The organism is Streptomyces sp. NPDC004051, assembly GCF_053604275.1.
On the sequence record NZ_JBSGHG010000002.1, the window covers coordinates 160,096 to 182,571 of the forward strand.

General features: G+C 69.6%; 18 protein-coding genes, 1 tRNA gene and 1 pseudogene. 11 read left to right on the forward strand and 9 right to left on the reverse strand.

Going from position 1 to position 22,476, the window contains the following annotated elements; translation table 11 throughout:
• Window positions 1-16: 16 nt before the first annotated feature.
• From ACWEQO_RS04280 to ACWEQO_RS04300, 5 genes and pseudogenes are all read left to right on the forward strand, one after another.
• Window positions 17-213, forward strand: a pseudogene (locus ACWEQO_RS04280) (class E sortase); the annotation flags it as partial.
• Between the two features lie 52 nt (window positions 214-265).
• Window positions 266-427, forward strand: coding sequence for a hypothetical protein (locus tag ACWEQO_RS04285; RefSeq protein ID WP_361459883.1), 162 nt, complete (start codon window positions 266-268; stop codon window positions 425-427).
• A complete protein-coding gene (locus tag ACWEQO_RS04290) occupies window positions 424-1,062 on the forward strand; it encodes an aminodeoxychorismate/anthranilate synthase component II (protein ID WP_361459884.1) in 639 nt (212 codons plus the stop codon). The genes ACWEQO_RS04285 and ACWEQO_RS04290 overlap by 4 nt, the downstream gene beginning before the upstream one ends.
• Window positions 1,059-2,378, forward strand: coding sequence for a class E sortase (locus ACWEQO_RS04295; protein ID WP_452978715.1), 1,320 nt, complete (start codon window positions 1,059-1,061; stop codon window positions 2,376-2,378). The genes ACWEQO_RS04290 and ACWEQO_RS04295 overlap by 4 nt, the downstream gene beginning before the upstream one ends.
• Before the next feature lie 13 nt (window positions 2,379-2,391).
• Window positions 2,392-3,153, forward strand: a complete 762-nt coding sequence (locus ACWEQO_RS04300; RefSeq protein WP_361459886.1) for a class E sortase — start codon at window positions 2,392-2,394, stop codon at window positions 3,151-3,153.
• Window positions 3,154-3,244: 91 nt separating this feature from the next.
• Here the strand turns inward: ACWEQO_RS04300 and ACWEQO_RS04305 are convergent, their stop codons facing one another.
• From ACWEQO_RS04305 to ACWEQO_RS04335, 7 genes are all read right to left on the reverse strand, one after another.
• Complete coding sequence (locus tag ACWEQO_RS04305; RefSeq protein WP_452978719.1) at window positions 3,245-4,279, reverse strand: restriction endonuclease; 1,035 nt, start codon at window positions 4,277-4,279, stop codon at window positions 3,245-3,247.
• 379 nt (window positions 4,280-4,658) lie between these two features.
• The gene (pknB, locus tag ACWEQO_RS04310) at window positions 4,659-6,677 is read right to left on the reverse strand and encodes a Stk1 family PASTA domain-containing Ser/Thr kinase (protein WP_452978722.1); all 2,019 of its coding nucleotides are present in this window, start codon (window positions 6,675-6,677) and stop codon (window positions 4,659-4,661) included.
• Between the two features lie 170 nt (window positions 6,678-6,847).
• Window positions 6,848-8,323 (reverse strand): peptidoglycan D,D-transpeptidase FtsI family protein, encoded by a 1,476-nt coding sequence (locus ACWEQO_RS04315; RefSeq protein ID WP_452978725.1) that lies wholly within the window; start codon window positions 8,321-8,323, stop codon window positions 6,848-6,850.
• On the reverse strand, window positions 8,320-9,756 hold the full coding sequence (locus tag ACWEQO_RS04320) for an FtsW/RodA/SpoVE family cell cycle protein (protein WP_452978729.1): 1,437 nt from the start codon (window positions 9,754-9,756) through the stop codon (window positions 8,320-8,322). The genes ACWEQO_RS04315 and ACWEQO_RS04320 overlap by 4 nt, the downstream gene beginning before the upstream one ends.
• A 27-nt stretch (window positions 9,757-9,783) precedes the next feature.
• Complete coding sequence (locus ACWEQO_RS04325; RefSeq protein ID WP_361459915.1) at window positions 9,784-11,325, reverse strand: Stp1/IreP family PP2C-type Ser/Thr phosphatase; 1,542 nt, start codon at window positions 11,323-11,325, stop codon at window positions 9,784-9,786.
• A gap of 141 nt (window positions 11,326-11,466) precedes the next feature.
• The gene (locus ACWEQO_RS04330) at window positions 11,467-11,976 is read right to left on the reverse strand and encodes an FHA domain-containing protein FhaB/FipA (RefSeq protein ID WP_361459891.1); all 510 of its coding nucleotides are present in this window, start codon (window positions 11,974-11,976) and stop codon (window positions 11,467-11,469) included.
• Between the two features lie 10 nt (window positions 11,977-11,986).
• Window positions 11,987-12,847 carry an FhaA domain-containing protein gene (locus ACWEQO_RS04335; RefSeq protein WP_452978732.1) on the reverse strand — a complete coding sequence of 287 codons (861 nt, stop codon included), beginning with the start codon at window positions 12,845-12,847 and terminating at the stop codon, window positions 11,987-11,989.
• Window positions 12,848-13,492: 645 nt separating this feature from the next.
• On the opposite strand from ACWEQO_RS04335, the gene ACWEQO_RS04340 reads away from it, so the two are divergent.
• Both ACWEQO_RS04340 and ACWEQO_RS04345 read left to right on the forward strand, forming a co-directional pair.
• Window positions 13,493-13,576, forward strand: a tRNA-Leu gene (locus ACWEQO_RS04340).
• A gap of 590 nt (window positions 13,577-14,166) precedes the next feature.
• Window positions 14,167-16,218 (forward strand): hypothetical protein, encoded by a 2,052-nt coding sequence (locus tag ACWEQO_RS04345; protein WP_452978735.1) that lies wholly within the window; start codon window positions 14,167-14,169, stop codon window positions 16,216-16,218.
• Window positions 16,219-16,539: 321 nt separating this feature from the next.
• Here the strand turns inward: ACWEQO_RS04345 and ACWEQO_RS04350 are convergent, their stop codons facing one another.
• On the reverse strand, window positions 16,540-17,475 hold the full coding sequence (locus ACWEQO_RS04350) for an NAD-dependent epimerase/dehydratase family protein (RefSeq protein WP_452978738.1): 936 nt from the start codon (window positions 17,473-17,475) through the stop codon (window positions 16,540-16,542).
• Window positions 17,476-17,486: 11 nt separating this feature from the next.
• The gene (locus ACWEQO_RS04355) at window positions 17,487-18,545 is read right to left on the reverse strand and encodes a ScbA/BarX family gamma-butyrolactone biosynthesis protein (protein WP_452978741.1); all 1,059 of its coding nucleotides are present in this window, start codon (window positions 18,543-18,545) and stop codon (window positions 17,487-17,489) included.
• A gap of 201 nt (window positions 18,546-18,746) precedes the next feature.
• On the opposite strand from ACWEQO_RS04355, the gene ACWEQO_RS04360 reads away from it, so the two are divergent.
• The 4 genes from ACWEQO_RS04360 (at window position 18,747) to ACWEQO_RS04375 (ending at window position 22,463) form a co-directional block, all read left to right on the forward strand.
• A complete protein-coding gene (locus ACWEQO_RS04360) occupies window positions 18,747-19,412 on the forward strand; it encodes a ScbR family autoregulator-binding transcription factor (protein ID WP_361459896.1) in 666 nt (221 codons plus the stop codon).
• Between the two features lie 224 nt (window positions 19,413-19,636).
• Window positions 19,637-21,097: a DUF2252 domain-containing protein gene (locus ACWEQO_RS04365; protein WP_452978745.1), complete on the forward strand. Its 1,461-nt coding sequence runs from the start codon at window positions 19,637-19,639 to the stop codon at window positions 21,095-21,097.
• 93 nt (window positions 21,098-21,190) lie between these two features.
• A complete protein-coding gene (locus ACWEQO_RS04370) occupies window positions 21,191-22,039 on the forward strand; it encodes a hypothetical protein (RefSeq protein ID WP_361459897.1) in 849 nt (282 codons plus the stop codon).
• 94 nt (window positions 22,040-22,133) lie between these two features.
• On the forward strand, window positions 22,134-22,463 hold the full coding sequence (locus ACWEQO_RS04375) for a rhodanese-like domain-containing protein (RefSeq protein WP_361459917.1): 330 nt from the start codon (window positions 22,134-22,136) through the stop codon (window positions 22,461-22,463).
• Window positions 22,464-22,476: the final 13 nt, after the last annotated feature.

A 22,476-nucleotide genomic window follows, 5' to 3' on the forward strand; every position in this document is an offset into this window, starting at 1 on the left:
CGCCGGTGAGCCCCGTCCGCACGAAACCGTGCCCTCGGAGATCGAGGTGATCGGCCCTGTGCCACGTACTTCCGGGTACACGCGTCCCGGCCGCTGTCCGACACCGATGACGTGCGAACCGGAGCGGGGCGCGGTCATCGGCTGACCGTCCGGGCGCATCCGGACTCCACGCAGCCTGTGGAGGCCGGGAAACCGGAGGCGTTACGCCGTTAGTCTGGTGACGAACGGCACGGGTCCGGTGCCGTGGTGCGACGGAAGGGACGGCATGTACAGCTGGATCTGGCGGCATCTGCCGGGGAACGGATGGGTGAGGGCACTCATCTCACTCGTGCTGGTCATCGCCGTGGTCTATGTCCTCTTCCAGTACGTCTTCCCCTGGGCCGAGCCGTTGCTGCCCTTCAACGATGTGACGGTGGACAACCAGTGAGCGCGCGCATTCTCGTCGTGGACAACTACGACAGCTTCGTCTTCAACCTGGTCCAGTACCTGTACCAGCTGGGTGCCGAGTGCGAGGTGCTGCGCAACGACGAGGTGTCGACGGCGCACGCACAGGACGGTTTTGACGGCGTGCTGTTGTCCCCGGGGCCGGGTACTCCCGAACAGGCCGGTGTCTGCGTGGACATGGTGCGGCACTGCGCGTCGTCCGGGGTGCCCGTCTTCGGCGTCTGCCTCGGCATGCAGGCCATGCAGGTGGCCTACGGCGGTGTGGTGGGCCGTGCGCCCGAGTTGCTGCACGGGAAGACCTCGCCGGTCGAGCACGAGGGCAAGGGCGTTTTCGCGGGGCTTCCCTCGCCGTTCACGGCGACGCGCTACCACTCGCTGGCGGCCGAGCCGGCCACCGTGCCGGCGGAGCTGCAGGTGACGGCCCGGACGCCGGACGGCATCGTGATGGGTCTGCGCCACCGTGAACTGCTCGTCGAGGGTGTGCAGTTCCATCCCGAGTCGGTGCTCACCGAGCACGGGCACCGGATGCTCGCCAACTGGCTGGCGGAGTGCGGGGACGACGGGGCGGTGGCGAGGTCGGCGGGGCTGGCCCCGGTGGTGGGCAGGTCGTCGGCGTGACCGCGCTGCGCCCCGAGCGCGAGTCCGGCGCCGGATACGGGCAGTCCTTCACGGACGGTTCCCCGTACGGCGCCGGCGGCGAGCAGGGAACCCCGTACGGGCAGCAGCCGTACGGGGAGCCCGGCGCGTACGGGGCGTCCGGCACGTTCGAGGACGGCGGCTGGTACGACACCACTCAGCAGGGCGCGTACCCCTACGGCGGCGCGGGCGCGGTCGGGGGCGGTACCGGAGGGGGTGGCGCCGGCTGGGGCGATGCCGGCGGGGTCGTCGGCGGCACCGCGTATCCGCCACCCGTCGACGAGGAGACGGTGGCGCTGCGGATCCCCGATCCGCCGGAGCGCACGGAATACGACGCGGACACGGAATACGACGCGAGCGCGGAGTACAGCGCGGAGTACGACGCGGACACGAGGCCCGCGGCGCACGGCTCGCGTGGGGAGTCCTCGGCGGCTTCCGCGGCTCCCGAAGGCCGGGCGGCGCGCAGGAAGGCCGCCAAGAAGCGTCAGGGGCGCCGTGGCAGCGCGAATCGACCCGCCGAGGATCATCCGGACGCCCCCCACGGCCACGACGCGCCACAGGCGCCACAGGAGCCGCGGACGCCGCTGTCGAGGGTGGAGGCACGGCGGCGGGCGCGGGAACGGAAGCCGAGTGTCGCGGTCGTCGCGAGCCGGGGGATCGGCGAGGTGTTCATCACCTGCGGTGTGCTGATGCTGTTGTTCGTCACCTACCAGCTGTGGTGGACGAATGTGCGCGCGCAGGCACAGGCCGGCCAGGAGGCGAGCGACCTCCAGAGCGACTGGGCCAGCGGCAAGCGCAGTCCGGGGGTGTTCGAGCCGGGTAAGGGTTTCGCGCTGCTGCACATTCCCCGGCTGGACGTGGTCGTGCCGATCGCCGAGGGGATCGACAGCAAGAAGGTGCTCGACCGGGGCATGGTGGGCCATTACGCGGAGGGCGCGCTGAAGACGGCGATGCCCGAGGAGAAGGAGGGCAACTTCGGGGTCGCGGGCCACCGCAACACGCACGGGGAGCCGTTCCGGTACATCAACCGGCTGGAGCCGGGCGATCCGATCGTGGTGGAGACGCAGGACACGTACTTCGTCTACAAGATGGCGTCGATCCTGCCGGTGACCTCGCCGAGCAACATCAGCGTGCTCGAACCGGTCCCGAAGCAGTCGGGTTTCAAGGAGCCCGGCCGGTACATCACGCTGACCACCTGCACGCCGGAGTTCACCAGCAAGTACCGCATGATCGTCTGGGGCAAGATGGACGAGGAACGGCCGCGCAGCAAGGGCAAGCCGGATGCGCTCGTCAGTTAAGGGCAGAGGAAACGTGGCAGTGACCGCCGACGACACCGAAGAGCACGCCGCCATGTCCGCGTCACCGCCGCCTCCGGCGCGCCGCCGCATGGGTCCGGCCGCGATCGTGGTGAGCGCGCTCGGGGAACTTCTCATCACCGTGGGCCTGCTGCTCGGCCTGTTCGTCGTCTACTCGCTGTGGTGGACGAACGTGCTGGCCGACCGCGCGGCGGGCCAGCAGGCGGACAAGGTGCGTGACAACTGGGCCCAGGGGCCCGGCGTCGGCACCGGGGGCGACCCCGCCTCCTACGACAGCAAGGACGGGATCGGCTTCCTGCACGTGCCCGCGATGGGCAACGACATCCTGGTCGAGAAGGGCACCACGATGGAGGTGCTCAACGACGGCGTCGCCGGCTACTACACCGACCCGGTGAAGGCGACCCTGCCGACCTCCGGCAAGAAGGGCAACTTCTCGCTGGCCGCGCACCGGGACGGCCACGGGGCCAAGTTCCACGACATCCACAAGATCAAGGAAGGCGACCCGATCGTCTTCGAGACGAAGGACACCTGGTACGTCTACAAGACGTACGCGATCCTTCCCGAGACCTCGAAGTACAACATCGAGGTCCTCTCCAAGATCCCCGAGGAGTCCGGCCGCAAGAAGGCCGGCCACTACATCACCCTGACGACCTGCACCCCGGTGTACACCAGCAAGTACCGCTACATCGTCTGGGGCGAACTGGAGCGCACGGAGAAGGTCGACAAGGACCGGACCCCACCGAAGGAACTGCGCTGACCGGGGTCCTCCGAGGAGCCCGGTCCCCTAGCATGACGGAGGCCCGAAGCCGCAACTTGCCTTTGCGGCTTCGGGCCTCCGTGATGCGTCGTCACCGCAGAGCCTTGAGACGCACTCCGGCGGTCCAGGCCTCCACTTCTTCCCGATCGACCGTGACGACTCCGGTCAGGTCGGCGATCGCCTGGGACTCGTGACTGAAGTTGCAGGGGGCGACGAAGAGTGCGAGGTCCACACGGTTGATGGCCCGAGCCGCTCCCGCGAACTTCTGCATGTCGGCACTGGGCACGGTCCAGCGGCCGGACCGGTTCTTGCACTGGACTGCCACGGTCCGCCCGTCCGCGGTGTAGCCGGTGAAGTCGATGCCCCTGTCGCTGCGGGCCTGCCGTACGACGACATCGGTGCAGCCGTCGCGCCGCAGCAGCTCGGCGACATGCTGTTCGAACGCCTGCCAGGTCATCGCCTTGAGTGTCGACCTGACGTTCTCCGCGGGAGCAGCTCCTTCCAGGGCGGCGAGGCGTTTGTGGTGCCGGCACAGCCTGCGTTCGACGTTCTCGATGTCCTCGCGGAGTTCGAGGAGCTCGCGGCGGTGCTCACCGGACGTGGCGATCAGGGCATTGAACATCGGCACGACCGTCCTGCCGAGGATGTGGGTGATGCGCTGTTCGATGCGGGCATCGAGGCCGTCAGGGTCTTTAGATGCCATGTTGTCCACAGGCTGTGTACGCGCCAGGTACTCCATGTCCAGGAGATACACACGTACCTGACGTGCGACTTCGCTGTCCCGGAGGAGCATGCCGACGTTGAGGACGGCGCGGCGGGACCAGATGGCGAGAGCGGAGCGAGGCTGTGGATGGCCATAGGAACTCAGGTTGAGTTCCTTGAAATTCTGCAGCTCTGAGCCACGCAACACCCGCATTCCGTTGGACTGGAGCTCTTGGCGGTGGCGGCTGAGCAGGTTGTTGACGACCGTATCGGCCACCTCGAAGTATGTCGCTACCATCGCCGTCGTCACATGCATGCCGTCCGGCAGTAGCGACAGGGCTTTGACCCGGTCGAGCACGTTCGTGCGGTCCAGCACGCTGCTGCGCAGCGACGGCGATTCCAGCAGGACTGATTCCTTGATCATCGTCTGCCCCTTCGGATCTCGTGGTCGGGGCAGAGCTCAGTGCGCCACCCCACCCGTTCAACGAGCCGTGGCACGCGAAGGCACGAGCGGTGCGGGGACGTGTGTTCAAGGGCCGGGGCTCCGCTGTGGGCGGGGGAGAGGGGGCCCGGTAGTCCTGTGGATAACTGGTCAGTAGGAGTGACACGTTGTCACTGCTGGGTTGCCGCAGGTCAGCGTGTTGAGGACACCGCAGAGGGAGACTCGGGAGCGGGACTGGATCCCACTTGCCCCCCTTGGAGGGGGCAGTTCTGTACAGGCTCGTACGCGGGTACGCCAGAGCCCCGGCGCCCTCCGGAGAGGGGGCCGGGGCTCTGGCGTGTTCGGGGTGTTCCGGGAGGGGTCAGTCCCTGTTGCCGCCGGTGAGGCCACCGAAGAAGCCGCCGGGGCCGCCGCCGTTGTTACCGCCGTTGTCGCCGCCGTTGTCGCCGCCCTGGTCCAGGGTGAACAAGGTGACCGCCGATCCCTTGTCGACCGGGTTGCCCTGGCCCGGGTCGGCGCGGAAAACGAGGGAGTTGGGGTCCCGCGAACCCTTGATGTCACCGACCGCCAGCCCGGCGTCCTGGAGCATCTTCTGGGCGTTCTCGAGGGTCTGGCCGTTGACGTTCGGGACGGCGACCTTCTCGGCCTCCTTGGCCTTGCCGATCTGGATGGTCACCGGCGAGTTCTTGGGGAGCTGGGTACCCCGCTGAGGGTCGGTTCCAATGACCTTGCCGACCAGGTCGGGGTTGTCGGTCTCCACGTCGGTGCAGTTACCGACGAGGTCGTTGGCCGTCATCTGGTTCTTGGCATCGTCGCAGGACTGGTTGCTGACATCGGGCACGGTGGATTTCTCCGCCGCCCTGGCGACGGTGAGGGTGATCGTGGTGCCCTTCTCCTGGTCCGTGTCGCCTGCGGGGTCCTGTCCGATGACGATGCCCGGGGTCTGGTCCGACACCTCGGTCTTCTGCTCGACGACGAAGCCCTTGTCCTCGAGCTGTGACTTCGCCTTCTCGTAGGACAGCCCCTGCACATCGGGCACCGCCACCTTGGGCGCGCCGGTGGACACCACCAGGTTGACGGTCTCGCCCTTCTCGACCTCCGTGTCCGGCAGGGGGTCCTGCTCGCAGATCTTGCCCTTGGGCTGCTTCTCGCAGGGCTCGGAGGTGAACTTGAGGACCAGGTCGGAGTTGGTGGCCAGCTTCTTGGCGCCGTCCTCCGTCTGGCCGACGAAGTTCGGGACGTCGACCTTGTCGTTGCCCACGCCGCCGTTGTTGCTGAAGATCGATTGACCGAGCAGGATCGCGCCGACCAGGACCAGGACGCCTGCCACGACCAGCAGTATCGTCGAGGTGTTGTTCTTCTTCTGCTGCTGGCGGCGCCTGCCGGGGCGGTCGTCGTAGCCGTAGCCGCCGTCGTCCGGGTTCATGGGCGGCAGCATCGAGGTGGCGGCGCCGGCGTCCGTGCGCAGAGCCGTCGTCGCCTGGTCGTCGGGGTAGCCGCCGTAGCCGACAGAACCCATCGCCGCGGTGGCCGCGACCGGCTGGCCGTCGAGGTAGGCCTCGATGTCGGCGCGCATCTCGTCGGCCGACTGGTAGCGGTAGTCGGGGTCCTTGACGAGCGCCTTCAGCGTGATCGCGTCTATCTCGGGCGTGACCTCGGGGTCGAAGACGCTCGGGGGCTGCGGTTCCTCGCGGACGTGCTGGTAGGCGACCGCGACGGGGGAGTCGCCGACGAACGGGGGACGGACGGTCAGCAGTTCGTAGAGCAGGCAGCCGGTGGAGTAGAGGTCGGAGCGGGCGTCGACCTGTTCGCCTTTGGCCTGCTCGGGCGAGAGGTACTGTGCGGTGCCGATGACGGCGGAGGTCTGGGTCATCGTCATGCCGGAGTCGCCCATCGCGCGGGCGATGCCGAAGTCCATGACCTTGACCTGGCCGTTGCGCGTCAGCATGACGTTCGCCGGCTTGATGTCGCGGTGGACGATGCCGGCCCGGTGCGAGTACTCCAGTGCCTGGAGGATGCCGATGGTCATCTCCAGCGTCCGCTCCGGCAGCAGCTTGCGGCCGCTGTGCAGGAGTTCACGGAGCGTGGAGCCGTCGACGTACTCCATGACGATGTACGGGATGGAGACCCCGTCGATGTAGTCCTCGCCCGTGTCGTAGACCGCGACGATCGCGGGATGGTTGAGCGAGGCGGCCGACTGGGCCTCCCGGCGGAACCGGGCCTGGAAGGACGGGTCGCGCGCGAGGTCGGCGCGGAGCGTCTTCACAGCAACGGTGCGGCCGAGGCGGGTGTCATGCGCGAGGTAGACCTCCGCCATGCCACCGCGGCCGAGCACGTGGCCCAGTTCGTACCGGCCGCCGAGGCGACGCGGCTCTTCCATAGCTAACTACCAGCCCTCTCCGTCGGTCCCGGTCGGCACGTTCGTGCGGCCGGAGGCTGCCGTCCGGGCCCTACCGTACCCGGCTCGCTTTGTGTGACCTGGCCAAGTACGTCAGCCGATACAGGACCGGTACCGCAACGTGCACCGATGTGAAGCGGACGTGACCGGGGTCACTGCTTGCCCTTGACGACCGCCTCCATCACGCTCTTCGCGATCGGGGCCGCGAGGCCGCCGCCGGAGATGTCGCCGCGCACGGCGTCGTCGTCCTCGATGATCACGGCCACGGCCACCGGGGAGCTGCCGTCCTCGCCCTTGGCGTAGGAGATGAACCACGCGTAGGGGTTCTCGCTGTTGTCCACGCCGTGCTGGGCGGTGCCCGTCTTGCCGCCGACGGTGACGCCCTCGATCTGCGCCTTGCTGCCGGTGCCCTCGGAGACGACGGTCTCCATCATCGACTGCAGTATCTGAGCGTTCTCCGCCGACATCGGCTCGCTCAGCTTCTCCGGGTCCGTCTTCTCGATGGTGTCGAGGCTCGGGGCCTGGAGCTCGTCGACCATGTACGGCTTCATCAGGGTGCCGTTGTTGGCGATGGCGGCGGTGACCATGGCCATCTGCAGCGGGGTGGTGGCGGTGTTGAACTGGCCGATGGAGGAGAGCGCGGTCTGCGACGGCTCCATGTCCTCGGAGAAGACCGAGGCGCTGGAGCGGACCGGGACGAACTGCTCCTCGGTGAAGCCGAACTTCTTGGCGTACTCGAGCATCGTTTCGTTGCCGAGGTCCGCGCCGATCTTGCCGAAGACGGTGTTGCAGGAGACCCGGAGCGCCTCGCGCAGGGTGGCGTCCTCGCAGGGGAGGTCGCCGTCGTTCTTCAGCTCGGTCGTGGTGCCCGTCATGACCCACGGCAGGGGCGTGTCGGTCTTCTCGTCCGCGCTCTTGTACAGCCCCTCCTCCAGGGCGGCGGCCGCGGTGAGGACCTTGAAGGTGGAGCCGGGCGGGTAGACCTCGCGCAGTGCCCGGTTCAGTGTCGGGTCGGCGGGGTTGTTCTTCTTCTGCAGCTTCTGCCAGGCCTCGGCGTCGGAGTTGCTGTTGCCGGCGAACACGGACGGGTCGTAGGAGGGGAAGGAGGCCAGGGCCAGGATCTTGCCGGTGGACGGCTCGATCGCGACGACGGAGCCCTTGCCGCCCTGCTTCTCCAAGCCCTCGTACGCGGCCTTCTGTGCGGCACCGTTGAGCGTGGTGACGACGTTGCCGCCTTCCTTCTTCTTGCCCGTGAGCATGTCGAGCGTGTTGCGGAAGAAGAGGCGGTCGTCGTTGCCGGTGAGGATGCCGTCCTCGATGGCCTCCAGCTGGTTGGCACCGAAGGCCTGCGAGGCGTAGCCGGTGATCGGCGACCACATCGGGCCGTCCTTGTAGGTGCGCTTGTACTCGAAGTCGCTGCCCGACGTCTGTTTGGAACCGGTGATCGGCTTGCCGTCGACGATGATGTCTCCGCGCGGCTGCGCGTAGCGCTCGATGGCGATGCGTCGGTTGTTCTCGTGCTTCTGCAGGGAGTCCGCCTGGACGTACTGAAGCCAGTTGCTGCGGAGCAGAAGGGCGAGGACGAGGAGCCCACAGAAGATCGCGATGCGGCGCAGGGGCTTGTTCACGGGCGGACCACCTGGGTCATCTCGATGTCGGGGTTGGTGGCGGGCGCGGGGGCCGGGCGCCTGGCGGTGTCGCTGATTCTGAGCAGGATGCCGATCAGGGCCCAGTTGGCGATGACCGACGATCCACCGGCGGCGAGGAACGGCATCGTCATACCCGTCAGCGGGATGAGGCCCATGACTCCGCCGGCCACCACGAAGACCTGCAGGGCGAAGGCTCCGGACAGACCGATCGCGAACAGTTTGCCGAAGGGGTCACGTGCTGCCAGGGCGGTGCGTACACCGCGCTCGATGATCAGTGCGTAGAGCAGAAACATGGCCATGACGCCGGCCAGGCCGAGTTCCTCGCCGAAGGTGGAGAAGATGAAGTCGGAGTTGGCGGCGAAGCCGATCAGATCGGAGTTGCCCTGTCCGAGGCCGGTGCCGATGACGCCGCCGGACCCGAAGGACATGATCGACTGGCCGATCTGCTCACAGGCGCCGGAGGTTTTGTAGCAGGCGAACGGGTCCAGCCAGGCGTCGACGCGGGCTTGGACGTGGCTGGCGAACGAGGCCACGCCCACGGCGCCGGCGGCCGACATCAGCAGACCGATCACGATCCAGCTGGTCCGCTCGGTGGCGACGTACAGCATGATCACGAACATGCCGAAGAACAGCAGCGAGGTGCCGAGGTCGTTCTCGAAGATGAGAATGAGCAGGCTGACGGCCCAAATCGTGATGATGGGGCCCAGGTCGCGGCCGCGGGGCAGGTACAGGCCCATGAACCGGCGGCTGGCCAGAGCCAGCGCGTCCCGCTTCACCATCAGGTAGCCGGAGAAGAAGATTGCAATGATGATCTTGGCGAACTCGCCGGGCTGGATGGAGAAACCGGCGACGTTGATCCAGATCTTCGCGCCGAACACGTCGGCGCCGACTCCGGGCACCAGCGGCAGGAGCAGCAGGAACAGTGCTCCCACCATCGAGATGTAGGTGTACCGCTGGAGGATCCGGTGGTCCTTCAGGAAGACGAGTACCGCCACGAACAGAGCCAGTCCCACAGCCGAGTACAGCAGCTGGTTCGGCGCCGACGGGGTGAACACCCCGTACTGGCGCTCTGCCAGGTTCTGCAGTCGCTGGGACTGGTCCAGCCGCCAGATCGCGACCAGCCCGAGACCGTTCAGCAGCGTGGCGAGAGGCAACAGCAAGGGGTCGGCGTAGGCGGCGAACTTCCGCATCACGAGGTGTCCGACTCCCCCCAGCAGACCGAGCCCCAGCCCGTAGGCGAGCAGCCCGGAGGGGACGGAGCCGTTGAGGGCCAGCCCGACGTTGGCGTAGGCGAAGACCGGGATGACGACGGCGAACGCCAGCAGCGCGAGCTCGGTGTTGCGCCGGCTCGGCGCCCCGATCGCGCCGATCGTGGACGTGTGCTGCGCCGATGGGTTGGTAGTACTGCTCATCGTGTGACAGGGCCTCTCACGGCTTGCCTACTGCTTACCGCACAGCGAGACGACCTTCTGCTCTTCCTCCGAGAGGCTGGGGCCGGGGCTGGGAGTAGGTGCGGTCGTGGACGGGGGCGTGGACTTCTGCGGAGCCCCGGGCGAATCCGGGGGGTTCGGCGTCGGCGTGTTGGACGTGAAGGAGGCGGGTGTGGTTCCCGTGGTGCCTCCGGCCTCGCCCTCGCCGGTCTTCGCGTTGCTCTTGCTCTCGGCGGTGCGTCGTTCGGCTTCCTTCCTGCATGCGGAGGCCTGTACCGCGAGTTCGTCGATCTTCGACCGGGCGCCGTGCAGGTCGCCCTCGGCGATGGTCGCCTCGACCAGCTTCCGCTGGTAGGGCGGCAGGTACTTGAGTTCGATCTCGGGGTGGTCCTTCTCGACCTTCGACAGCGAGACCCAGGCCAGGTCCTGGTTGATGCCCTGGTAGAGCGCGACGTGCTCGCCGTTGGCGCCGACGTAGTACTGGGTCTGCGTCCAGCGCCAGCCGCTGTACACGCCGCCGCCGAGGACGGCGAGGGTGAGCAGGCTGAAGAAGGAGCGCTTGATCCACTTTCGGCTCTTGCGGGGCTTGACGAAGTCGTCCTCGTCGTAGCCGAAGCCGTCGGTCTGGATGAAGCCGGTGACGTCGCCGCTGCCGGGCGGGCCGAACTCGCCTCCGCCGCCGTTCTGGCCGCGTCGGCGGCCGAGGCCGGCGGCGCGGCCGGCCGGGGTCTGCATGGCGCTGCCGTCGTGCGGCTGGTTCTGGTTCTCGGCGACGGCGCCGACCACGACCGGGGTGTCGGACAGCTGGCCGGCCAGGGTGTCGCCGGTGTCGAGGTCGAGGACGTCGGCGACGATCACGGTGATGTTGTCCGGGCCGCCGCCGCGCAGCGCCAGCTCGATCAGGGTCTGCACGGTGTCCTCGGGGCCCTGGTAGCCCGCCAGGGCCTCTTCCAGGGTCTGGTGGGAGACCACGCCGGACAGGCCGTCGGAGCAGATCAGGTACCGGTCTCCGGCCCGGACCTCGCGGATGGAGAGGTCGGGTTCGACGTGTTCGCCGCTGCCGAGGGCCCGCATGAGCAGGGACCGCTGGGGGTGGGTGGTCGCCTCCTCCTCGGTGATCCGGCCCTCGTCCACCAGGCGCTGCACCCAGGTGTGGTCCTGGGTGATCTGGGTGAGGACGCCGTCGCGCAGGAGGTAGGCCCGGGAGTCGCCGACGTGCACCATGCCGAGGCGCTGGCCGGTCCACAGCAGGGCGGTCAGGGTGGTGCCCATGCCCTCGAGCTGAGGGTCCTCCTCGACCATCATGCGCAGCTGGTCGTTGGCGCGCTGCACCGCCGTGCCGAGGGAGGTGAGCAGGTCGGAGCCGGGAACGTCGTCGTCGAGCGCGACGATGGTGGAGATGGCCTCGGAGGAGGCGACCTCGCCGGCCGCGGCGCCGCCCATGCCGTCGGCGATGGCGAGCAGGCGGGGACCGGCGTAACCGGAGTCCTCGTTGCCCTCCCGGATCATCCCCTTGTGTGATCCGGCGGCGAAGCGCAGGGACAGGCTCATGCGCACCTCGCCCGTCGGCTCCGGGTACAGCCGGTCGTGTCGAGCCACACTGCCCACCCTCCGGTCGGGAGCGCGCCGGGGTCCTGGGTCGGGACCCCCACCGCGTGCTCGCTCCGCTCGCGTTCTGTCATTGGTGTAGCACTACTTCCGCAGCTCGATGACGGTCTTGCCGATGCGGATCGGCGCACCCGGTCCAATCGGTGTGGGTGTCGTCAGCCGGGACCGGTCCAGGTACGTGCCGTTCGTGGAGCCCAGGTCCTCGACGATCCACTGGCCGTCGCGGTCCGGGTAGATCCTGGCATGGCGGCTGGAGGCGTAGTCGTCGTCCAGCACGATCGTGCTGTCGTGCGCCCGGCCCAGGGTGATGGTCTGGCCCTGGAGCGCGACGGTGGTGCCGGTGAGGCTGCCCTCGGTCACGACCAGCTTGGTGGGTGCGTTGCGACCGCGGCGACCGCCCCCGGACTGCTGGCGCTGCTGCGGCGGCGCCTGCCGGGCGCTCTGTTGCGGCCGGGTGGCCTCCCGGCGTGCTCCGCGTTGGGTGACCCGCGTGCCGAAGAGGTCACTGCGGATGACCTGCACGGCCACGATCACGAACAGCCACAGTACGGCCAGGAAACCCAACCGCATGACCGTGAGGGTCAGCTCTGACATTGCCCCCGCTTCACCCTTCGGCTTGCCGGTAAATGATGGTGGTGCTGCCCACGACGATCCGCGAGCCGTCGCGGAGCGTAGCGCGGGTGGTGTGCTGTCCGTCCACCACGATGCCGTTGGTGGATCCGAGATCCTGGATCGTCGAGGGCGTTCCGGTCCGGATCTCGCAGTGCCGGCGGGAGACGCCGGGGTCGTCGATCCGTACGTCGGCCTCGGTGCTGCGGCCCAGTACCAGCGTCGCGTCGGAGATCTGGTGGCGGTTGCCGTTGACCTCGATCCAGTAGCGGGTGCGGCCTGCGGACGGGGGCGCGGAGGGGGGCCGGTAGCCGCCCGCGGCCGGCGGGTAGCCGTAACCGCCGGGTGGCGGCGCGGCCGGCATGGGCGGGGCTCCGGCGGGAGCGGCCGGCGGGTAGCCGTAGCCGCCCGGGCGGCCGGCGGGCGGGGTGCCCGGGCCGGGGCCCGCGGGGCCGGGGCCGGTGGGGCCCGCCTGGCTGCTGGAGGAGGCGAGCGTACGGCTGCGCACCCGGTACAGGCCGGTGTCGAGGTCCTCCGCCTTCTCCAGGTGCACCTTGATGGGGCCCATGAAGGTGTAGCGCTGCTGCTTGGCGTAGTCGCGCACCATGCCGGCGAGTTCGTCACCGAGCTGCCCGGAGTACGGGCTGAGCCGCTCGTAGTCGGGGGTGCTCAGTTCGACGATGAAGTCGTTGGGGACGACGGTGCGGTCGCGGTTCCAGATGGTCGCGTTGTTGTCGCACTCCCGCTGGAGTGCTCCCGCGATCTCCACGGGTTGCACCTCGGACTTGAAGACCTTGGCGAAGGTGCCGTTGACCAGGCCTTCGAGCCGCTGCTCGAATTTCTTCAGGACTCCCATGGGGCACCTCCTCCGTCGTCGCCGTCCTGTGTACTGCCCTGTCCACTGCGTCTACTGCCCGGTGCGCCGATCCGTGCACCGTCTACCTGGTACTGCTTACTGATCGTATCCACGCCCCGGTCGATCGGCTGGTTCCCCCTGCTTGCCCGGCCGACCGGTGTCGACGCCTGACGGGGTTCTCTCGGGGTTCCCTCCGGGGCCCTTCGAACTCCTTCGGCCGTGCTCGTACGAGCCGCCCTGCCATGGATCGTAGAGGGGACTGTGGACCAGTGTCCCGCACGAGGCTGTGCGCTCCGTCCGGCGCCTGGGGAGACGGGGTTCACCGGTACGAGGTTGATACGTGAAGTGGTTCTTGTGGAGGGGGCGGGGACACATCCAAGCGCATCCGTGTCCGTCCGTGCCTTCCCACACGCGTCCGTGTCCTTCTGTGCCCCGCGTACCCGTTGGTTCCTGTCGGTGCGCGCGTGTCCGGGAGGCGGCACCGTTTCTGTTCGAGGTGTGACGCCACCGTGCGGCGATGCCGTTCGGACGGGCGTGGTCCGGGGCGGGCGGAAAGGGATGTGATTCCACCCCGATCAGCGTGCTAATGTTCTGGTGTCGGAAGGCGCCGAGCCACTAGGAGCGGGGCCTGAGGACACACCCAATGCGCGGGTGGCGGAATAGGCAGACGCGCTGGATTCAGGTTCCAGTGCCCGCAAGGGCGTGGGGGTTCAACTCCCCCCTCGCGCACAACGAGAAAACGACGGAACGGGTCGCTGCAGGTGACGAAAGTCACGGCAGGGGCCCGTTTCTCGTTCGCTGGGGGCTGTGAGGCGACGCACAGCCTGCTCGAAGCGCACAGGGGCCCTGCCCGTGAGGTATCTCACGGGCAGGGTCTCCTGTTTCGCCTGTCCGCGGTTCGTCGGTGTCCGCCCTGCTCGCGGCCGTGTCCCCGCTCTGCGCGGCTTGCCGGCTCGCGTCCGGGGGCCGTCCTGAGGTCGGTCTGCCGGTCCGGTGGAGCAAGGTGCGCCGAACCGGCCGGTTCGAGCGTCCACTTCGGATACGGCTGGATCTTTTCGATCGGCTTCGTGAACGTGCCGGTGGGCCGGGAGGTCACCGGCGGCACGGTTCGAGGAGCGTCCGGGGTCGGCGGGCTTCTGCCGACGGTCAGCAGGGCGTCGGGCAGGTCCTGAAACAGGTGCGCCGGGCCCGCCCGATTCGCGCGCCGAGAAAGTTACCTCTCGTTACGCAACCATTCACCCCATCTACATGTCGAACACACGTATCACCAACTCTCGGCCGGCCTCTGAGTCGCATCCTGGAAGGGACATCGAGCAACCATGCTCCAACCGCTGCGTGCCGCGTTGCGCATACACACATGGGGCGGATTTGCGCTGGCGCTTCTGCTCGGGGCGAGCTATGCGGCGCTCCCGTTGTTCGCTCTGCTCCCCCATCTGTGGGGGTTCATCGCCGCCTCGGCCGTCAGCTATGCCGCGGACGCGTGGCTGCACCGTCTAGAGCCCGCCTTCATCCGCCGACTGGCCGCGCTCAGGGTCGACCGGGTCACCCGATTCCTGGCCCGTGACGTGCTGCTTCTCATGCTGGCGGTACGCATGGAGGCGCCCGAGCCCGTGCTGGCCGCCGGACTGTTCGTCGTGGGCGCCCAGTTCGGGATACTCGTGCTCTACACCGCGCTGCACCGCGTCATCCGCCGGGAGCGGACGCTGCCGGTCGCCGTGCGCAACATGGACATGAGCGACGCGGGCATCCCCAAGGCTCCGCCGCCCCTGCTGCTCCGCCGCTACCTGCGCCGGATGCTCCACCTCGACCTGCCGATGCACGCGGGGCTGCTCGCCGGTCTGGCGACCGCCGGCTGGGCCTTCACCAAGGCCGGATACGCGGTGAGCCTCGGTCTGTCCGCTCTCCTGCTGCTGGCACTGACCACGCAGGTGCGAAGGGCCCGCCGGACTCCGGAGCGGGAGGAGATCATCGCCGCCCTCAACCGGCAGCTGGCCGACTACCGGCCGGAGGTGGCCCTGTACTTCAGCTTCGCCGCGGTCTCCCGGGACTTCATGTACCAGGTCAACATGTGGATCGAAACCCTGGAGAACCTCGACCGCCGCCCGCTGATCATCCTGCGGGAACGTGCCTCCTTCTCTTACCTCAGCCGCACCCGTCTCCCGGTCGTGTGCGTGCCCAGGGCCGACGACCTGGCCCAGCTCGAACTGCCCGACCTGAAGGTGGTGCTGTACCCGGGCAACGCGGGCAAGAACGTCCACATGCTGCGTGTCGCCGAGGCCAAGCACGTCTTCATCGGCCACGGCGACAGCGACAAGCTCGCCAGCAGCAACCGGGTCAGCAAGGTGTACGACGAGATCTGGGTGGCCGGACGCGCGGGCCGCGACCGTTACCAGCGGATCCGGCACGCCATCGACGACGCCGCGATCGTGGAGGTCGGCCGTCCCCAGCTGGCTCCGATCCGACTGCACGCCGATCACATACCCGGTCCGCTGCCCACCGTGCTGTACGCGCCGACCTGGGAGGGCTGGAGCGACGACGACTGCCACACCTCCGTGATCCCCATGGGGACGGAACTGGTCAGGGCCCTGCTCGACGAGGGCGTACGGGTCCTGTACAAACCGCATCCGCTGACCGGCAAGCGCTCCGAGGAGGCCGCGGCCGCCGACCGGGCCATCCGGGAGATGCTCGAGGCCGACAACCACCGACGCCAGTCCGCCGAGACCCTGCCCGACTCCGCCGTCGATCCGGAGTCGCGGATGCAGGAGATCAGGGAACGGCTCGACGAACTCGCCGGCCGCAACCGGATCGGCGACGACGCCGAGCAGACGCGCGACGCGCGGATGCCGGAGCACACCGGCTCCGACGAGTGGCACGACCTGGAAGCCGAATGGCACCGCCTCTTCTGGAGCCGCACCGGCCCCTTCCGCCACCAGGTGATCACCGGTCAGCTGCCCACCCTGTACGAGTGCTTCAACCAGGCGGACATCCTCATCAGTGACGTCTCCTCCGTCGTCGCCGACTTCGTCGCAAGCCTCAAGCCGTACGTCCTGACCAACGCCGAGGATCTGCCCGACGAGGAATTCCGCGCCGCTTACACCACCGCGGGCGGCGCCTATCTCCTCGACCGGGCCTGCACCCGACTGCCGGAGATCCTGCGGTCGGTGCGAGAGCCGCGCCATGACCCGATGGCACTCGACCGGCACACGCTCAAGGAGTACGTCCTCGGCCCGGACCAGCCCACCTCGATGGAGCGGTTCAACACGGCCGTCAACACCCTCGCCGACACGGCCCTCCTCCACCAGCAGGAGAATGAACCGAGCGGCACTCAGCTGGTACCGGCCCTCGACGCGAACCGAACCGACCTGAGCTGAGGGACGGGACGACCGGTGGCTGGTTCACCGGGGCGGGCGGACCGCTGCGGCGAGGAGGCCGTGGCGGTCCTGCTGTCACACCCGCCGATGGGTCTCGGTGAGTGGAATTCGGTGAGTGGATTTCGGCGCGCGCGACCGGGTGCGGTGCGACCGGGTGCGGGCGGAGTGGGATGCGGGCCAGGTGACGTGATGAACATCTCATCGCGTTCCGGTGGGGAGTTCGAGCTTCCGGCCCGGCGGACAAACCGACGAATCGGTTTGGTTCCGGGGTGGCGGACGGATGCGGCGGGTGCCGGCGCGGGCCGGTGTGCGGGAAGTCGGTCAGGGAGCGCCGAGGAACGACCGGTACCAGGAGGCCGCACGGGGGAAGGCGTGGGCGAAGGTGTCGCCCGGGGAGCAGTTCAGGGTGCTCCAGAAGGCGTCGTCCTCGAACCAGTGGTCGACGGTGAGCATGCCGAGGTGGTGCAGGGCGCGCGGTGAGTCGGCGGCTCGCGCGTAGGCGGTGGTGACGTCCACCGACGCGCCCCCGACGGGCTGTTCCACGTGCGCGCACACGGCCGCGAGCAGCTCGGACGCGGAGACGGGGGCCGGGTGGTTGACGTAGTGGACACCGGGTTCGAGGGCCGGGGAGAGTGCCGCGGCGACGGCGGCGCGGCCCAGCGTGTTCACGTCGATCATGGAGTGCAGGGCTTCGCAGTCCGTCACGGTCGCCGACAACTCCCGCAGGAGTCCGACCAGTCCGGGCACCATCCAGCGGTCGCCCTCGCCGTACACCAGGTGGGGTCGCAGCACCAGGCCGCCCGCGTCCAGGACGTGCCGCTCGGCGGCGGCACGGGTGCGGCTGGCGGCGGAGGCGGGGGCGACGGGGGCCTCGCCCGGCCGCACGCCGCGGAAGGGGCCCCGGCCGTGGACGGCGGCGGTGCTCACGTGGAGGATGCGGCGCACCCCGCCGCGCACCGCTTCCTCCATCAGGGCTTCCGTGCCCCGGTCGTTGACCGCCGCGAGTGATTCCGGGTCGCCGCTCACGCGTGAGGCGCAGTGGACGAGTACGTCGATGCCGGTGCAACTGCCGTACAGGGAAGCGGGATCGGCGAGGTCGCCGGGCACGGTCTCGGTCTCGGGTGCGGTCTCGGTCTCAGTGGGTGTGCGGAGGGCGCGGCGGGACAGCAGACGGACGTGGGTGTCCGGGCGCCGGCGTGCGGCCGCCGCGATCCGGCTGCCGATGAAGCCGGTGCCGCCCGTGATCAGAAGGTTCACCGTTCTCGGCGTCACAGCGACGAACGTACCGGGGTGTGGTCCGGGATGCGGCTGTGAGGTGCTGAGGTGAGGGTGGCGGTGAAGACGGGCCTGTCGTTCTGCCGGCCGGAGACCTGTACGGTCACCTCGCCGTTCCCGGTGTCGGTGTCGGTGTCGGTGTCGGTCTTGTCCTTGTCGAGGACTTCGGCTTCGAGCAGGCAGGGGCTGTCCAGTTCGGCGTAGCGGCTGAAGGAGGCGGCCATGTCGGTCGGCAGGAAGGTCCGGCTGCCGGATGCCGCGGTCGCGGCCTGGCGGGCCGCCTCGAACAGGATCATGCCGGGGACGTGATCGTTGGGCCGGGGGAAGAGCACGGGGTGGCTGGTGTCGACCCGCAGGAGCCAGGTGCCGGGGCGGTCGGCGGGGGCGAGGACGACGTCCTCCACCCGGTCACGGCCGACCAGTTCGGGGGCGACGGGGGGCAACAGGGGTATCGCGCTGTCCATGGCGTCCAGTTGCCGGGCCCGCAGGCGCCGGTAGGCGGCCGGTGAGGTGCAGCCAGTGCTGCCGGTGCCCCGGGCGACGAGCCGTCCCGCGCGGCGGAACTCCATGGTCGTCCGCATGCTGCTCAGACCGCGCCCCCGGCGGCGCACCTCGGAGCAGACGACGTCGATGGTGACCGGCTCGGCGGCGTCCACGAGTAACAGCCCGGAGAGGTCCGAGGTGACCGACAGGTCCCACATGACGAAGTGGGTGTCGAGCGGGGTGCCGAACTCGGCGTGGGCGAGAGCCATCGAGGTCTGGCGCAGGGTCTCGCCGATGATCATAGGGTCCTGGTGGCGATCGTCGGCCGGGCCGAAGAAGGAGTGGTCGGCGGGCCAGCGCGCGGTGACGCGGAAGGCGAGGTCGGAGAGGCGTATCCAGCCCGTGGGGAAGACGTCCGCCGCGCGGGTGCGGTGCGCGAGTCGCTCGGTGACCCGGGTGGTGCCGGGGCCGGCGTGGGCACCGGCAGCCCGTCCGGCCGCGTTTGCGGGCCCGCCCCCCTGTCCGGTCCGATCCTCCGTGGATGTACTTGAAGGACCTGACTGCGGCATGGCGACCCCTCGGCTAGCGGCTGGACGTCCTGGATCCGGTCGACTTTCGCACTAAGATACGGACGAGCCGGTTTTTTTCAAGGGTGATCCATACCGTTGGAGACGAGCCCACGCGCCCGCACGGCATTCACGATCACGCATGGCGCCCGCGCGGCGACTTCACGGCGATCCACGAGATCAACGGAGATCAGGAGGCACCCGATGGCGCGACAGGAGCGCGCGATCCGCACACGGCGGACCATTCTGGACGCGGCCGCGGCCGTCTTCGACGAACGCGGCTACACCTCCGCGACCATCGGGGAGATCCTGGAGCGGGCCGGGGTGACCAAGGGCGCCCTGTACTTCCACTTCGGCTCCAAGGAGGAGCTGGCGCTCGGCATCTTCGAGGAGCAGCTGGCGGTCACCCTGCCGCCCCAGGCGAGCAAGCTCCAGGAACTCGTCGACTCCGGTCTGGTGCTGGCCCTGCGGCTGCGGACCGATCCGTTGGTGCGGGCCAGTGTCGGACTGGCCCTGGACCAAGGGGCGTTGGGACTGGACCGGACCCCGGCGTTCCGTATGTGGATCGACCAGACCACCCGGACCCTGGCCGAGGCGAAGACGGGGGGCGAGCTGCTGCCGCACGTCGATGTGACGGAGACGGCGGAGCTGTTGGTCGCGAGTTACTCGGGGGTGCAGCTCCTGTCGCAACTGCGCTGCCAGCGGCAGGATCTGGAGCACCGGGTCGTCGTGCTGTTCCAGCACATGCTGCCGGGCATCGCGGTCCCGGCGGTGCTGGCCCGGCTGGACATCTCGGCGGACCGTGCCCAGCGGGCCCTCGCGCAGGGGCGGCTGGAACCGGTGGGGGGAGACGTCGCCGAGGCGGGATAGGCGGTCGTGGGCGGGTGAGGGGGCCGTCCACAGCCCCGGAGTCGTCCACAGGCCCTGACGCGTTTCGTCCTTCGGGTTGTACCGTCTGCACGGTTGATGTCTTGGCCTGCGCCGATGCCTGTGTCGGCGTCGGGCCGACGGTCGTTCGCGTCGGGTGTCGGCGCGTGCGCGTGGTCGAGCGTGTGTACGGACGTACGTGTGGGCGTACGGGGGAGGCGGTTGCTGTGACCGAGTTCGTTGCCGGTGGGGTCGGTACGGAAGAGGCGCCGGCGGGGCCGGAGGGCCGGGCGGCCGGTGAGGTGCGGCGGCTGCCGCGCGTACGGGGCTTCGCGGCATGGCCGCCCCAGGACTCGGCCAAGGAGGACGGCAAGGCCCTGCGCCGGCTGGTCCCGCGCAGCGCCCACGCCGCTCTCGACCTGGATCCCGCCCGCCCCGACGCGGTGAGCGCGGTCGAGGAGTCCAGCCGCGGCCGGCTGCCCGAGCTGACGCCGATACGGGTGGGCAGGATGGCGGCGACGCCGTTCGCCTTCCTGCGCGGCGCGGCGGGCCTGATGGGCCACGACCTGGCCCGCACCCCCATGACGCGGATCCGCGCGCAGATATGCGGCGACGCGCACGCGGCCAACTTCGGTCTGTACGGCGACGCGCGCGGCGGACTGGTCATCGACCTGAACGACTTCGACGAGACGGTGTGGGGCCCCTGGGAGTGGGACGTCAAGCGGCTCGCCACCTCGCTGGTGCTCGCGGGACGGGAGGTCGGCGCGGACGAGGACACCTGCCGCAAGGCCGCCCGTGACGTGGTGGGCGCCTACCGCCGCACGATGCGGCTGCTGGCCAAGCTGCCGGTGCTGGACGCCTGGAACGCCATCGCCGACGAGGAGTTGGTCTCCCACACCGACGCGCACGATCTGCTGGGCACCCTGGAGCGGGTCTACGCGAAGGCCCGCGCCAACACCAGCGGCCGTTTCGCGGCCAAGTCCACCGAGGCGACGGCGGACGGCGGGCGCCGTTTCGTCGACGCCCCGCCGGTACTGCGGCGCGTCGACGACGCCGAGGCCGCCGCGGTGGCCCGCTCCCTGGAGGAGTACCTCACCACCCTCCAGCCGGACCGGCTTCCGCTGCTGGCCCGGCACGCGGTGCAGGACGTGGCGTTCCGTGTCGTCGGCACGGGCAGCGTGGGCACCCGCTCGTACGTCGTGCTGCTCCTGGACCACCGGGGCGAGCCCCTGGTCCTCCAGGTGAAGGAGGCCCGCGCCTCGGCGCTGGTCCCGCATCTGCTGACGGCCGGCCTCGACGTCCCCGACGCCGAGCACGAGGGCCGGCGCGTGGTCCTGGGCCAGAAGAGGATGCAGGTGGTCAGCGACAACCTGCTGGGCTGGACGACCGTCGAGGGGCGGCCCTTCCAGGTCCGGCAGTTCCGCAACCGCAAGGGCAGCGTCGACCCGACGGCCCTGGCCGCCGACCAGGTCGACGACTACGCCCGCATGACCGGCGCCCTCCTGGCCCGCGCCCACTCCCACAGCGCCGACCCGCGCCGGATCGCCGGCTACTGCGGCAAGAACGACGAGCTCGACGAGGCGATGGCCGACTTCGCGCTGCGCTACGCCGACCGCACGGAGGCCGACCACGCGGACCTGGTGGCGGCGGTGCGGTCGGGCCGGATCGCGGCGGAGACGGGGGTCTAGCAGCGGGGCCGGAGGGGAGCGGCCGGGCCGGGCCGGCGCCGGGAGCGGGTCGGGCGGGCTCCGGGGGCGGCGGCGGTGGCCTACGCTGTGCGGGTGACGACCTCGGAGGGTGAGCAGGGTGGTGGCGGCGCCGGTGCGGAGCAGCAGGTGACGGCCGAAGGCGGTGCGCAGCGGCCCGAGGCGCGGCTGGAGCAGGCCGTGCGGGCCGCCGAGCAGGCGCTGATCGAGTTCGAGATCGCGGTGGACACCTTCCGCATCGAGGTCGAGAACTTCTCCCGGCTGCACGAGCAGCGGCTCGGCCCCGTGTATCTGCGCCTCGAGGAGCTGGACGCCCGGATCCTGGAGGCCAAGGCCGACCGCACCGGTGATCCCGAGGACCGCCGGCTGGCCGAGGACGCGCGCTCCCGGCTGCTGCCGATCCCCGGTGTGGAGGAGCTGCTGAACGGCTGGATGGACGGCGACGGCCTCTTCCCGGAGGCCGCGGCCATGCTCACGGACCAGCCGGTCCGGACCCCGGAGCGGGTGCGGCCCAGCGAGGAGGCCCGCAAGCTCTACCGCGACCTCGCCCGCAAGGCGCACCCGGACCTGGCGCAGGAGGAGCCGGAGCGCCGCCGCCGCGAGGACTTCATCACCCGCGTCAACGCCGCCTACGCCCGCGGCAGCGAGGCGGAACTGCGTGAGCTCACCGAGGAGTGGGCCGCGGGCCCGAAGCCGAAGGAGCAGGCCCCGAGCGCCGTCGACGAGCTCTACGCCCGGCTCGAGTGGCTCGCCCAGCGCAAGGAACTGCTCACGCTGGTCGCGAAGGAGCTCGAGGAGGGCGCCATCGGCTCGATGCTCCGGCTGGCCCCGGACGACCCGGACCGCCTCCTGGAGGAGATAGCCGAGCAGCTGCGCGCCCAGGTGGCCGAACGCGAGGCGGAGCTGGCGGCCCTGCAGGGCTGAGCCGTGGAGCGGCCGGGACCCCCGTCGCCCCGCGGGCGTGCGGTCCGGTCCGGCCGCTTCCGGTAGCGTCGGGGGCATGAGTTTTGCGACTGGGGTGCCCACGGTCGAGGTCACGGACCTCAAGGACGGCGACTTCCTGGTGGACGTCCGCGAGGACGACGAGTGGAAGTCCGGCCATGCCGAAGGGGCACTGCACATCCCGATCAGCGAGTTCGTCGCCCGGTACGGCGAGCTGACCGAGGCGGCCCCGCAGGACGGCCGGGTGCATGTGATCTGCCGTTCCGGCGGACGCTCCGCCCAGGTCACCATGTACCTGGTCCAGCAGGGCATCGACGCCGTGAACGTGGCGGGCGGGATGCAGGTGTGGGAGTCGGCGGGGCGCCCCGTGGTCACGGACGACGGGCAGCCCGGACACGTGCTGTAGTCCGGGCGCCGGA

What these genes read in the sequence shown, in the direction of transcription:
- ACWEQO_RS04285 (WP_361459883.1), top strand. Translation starts at nt 266, where the DNA reads ATGTACAGCTGGATCTGGCGGCATCTGCCGGGGAACGGATGGGTGAGG.
- ACWEQO_RS04305 (WP_452978719.1), bottom strand. Translation starts at nt 4,279, where the DNA reads ATGATCAAGGAATCAGTCCTGCTGGAATCGCCGTCGCTGCGCAGCAGC.
- pknB (WP_452978722.1), bottom strand. Translation starts at nt 6,677, where the DNA reads ATGGAAGAGCCGCGTCGCCTCGGCGGCCGGTACGAACTGGGCCACGTG.
- ACWEQO_RS04320 (WP_452978729.1), bottom strand. Translation starts at nt 9,756, where the DNA reads ATGAGCAGTACTACCAACCCATCGGCGCAGCACACGTCCACGATCGGC.
- ACWEQO_RS04325 (WP_361459915.1), bottom strand. Translation starts at nt 11,325, where the DNA reads ATGAGCCTGTCCCTGCGCTTCGCCGCCGGATCACACAAGGGGATGATC.
- ACWEQO_RS04330 (WP_361459891.1), bottom strand. Translation starts at nt 11,976, where the DNA reads ATGTCAGAGCTGACCCTCACGGTCATGCGGTTGGGTTTCCTGGCCGTA.
- ACWEQO_RS04335 (WP_452978732.1), bottom strand. Translation starts at nt 12,847, where the DNA reads ATGGGAGTCCTGAAGAAATTCGAGCAGCGGCTCGAAGGCCTGGTCAAC.
- ACWEQO_RS04345 (WP_452978735.1), top strand. Translation starts at nt 14,167, where the DNA reads ATGCTCCAACCGCTGCGTGCCGCGTTGCGCATACACACATGGGGCGGA.
- ACWEQO_RS04355 (WP_452978741.1), bottom strand. Translation starts at nt 18,545, where the DNA reads ATGCCGCAGTCAGGTCCTTCAAGTACATCCACGGAGGATCGGACCGGA.
- ACWEQO_RS04360 (WP_361459896.1), top strand. Translation starts at nt 18,747, where the DNA reads ATGGCGCGACAGGAGCGCGCGATCCGCACACGGCGGACCATTCTGGAC.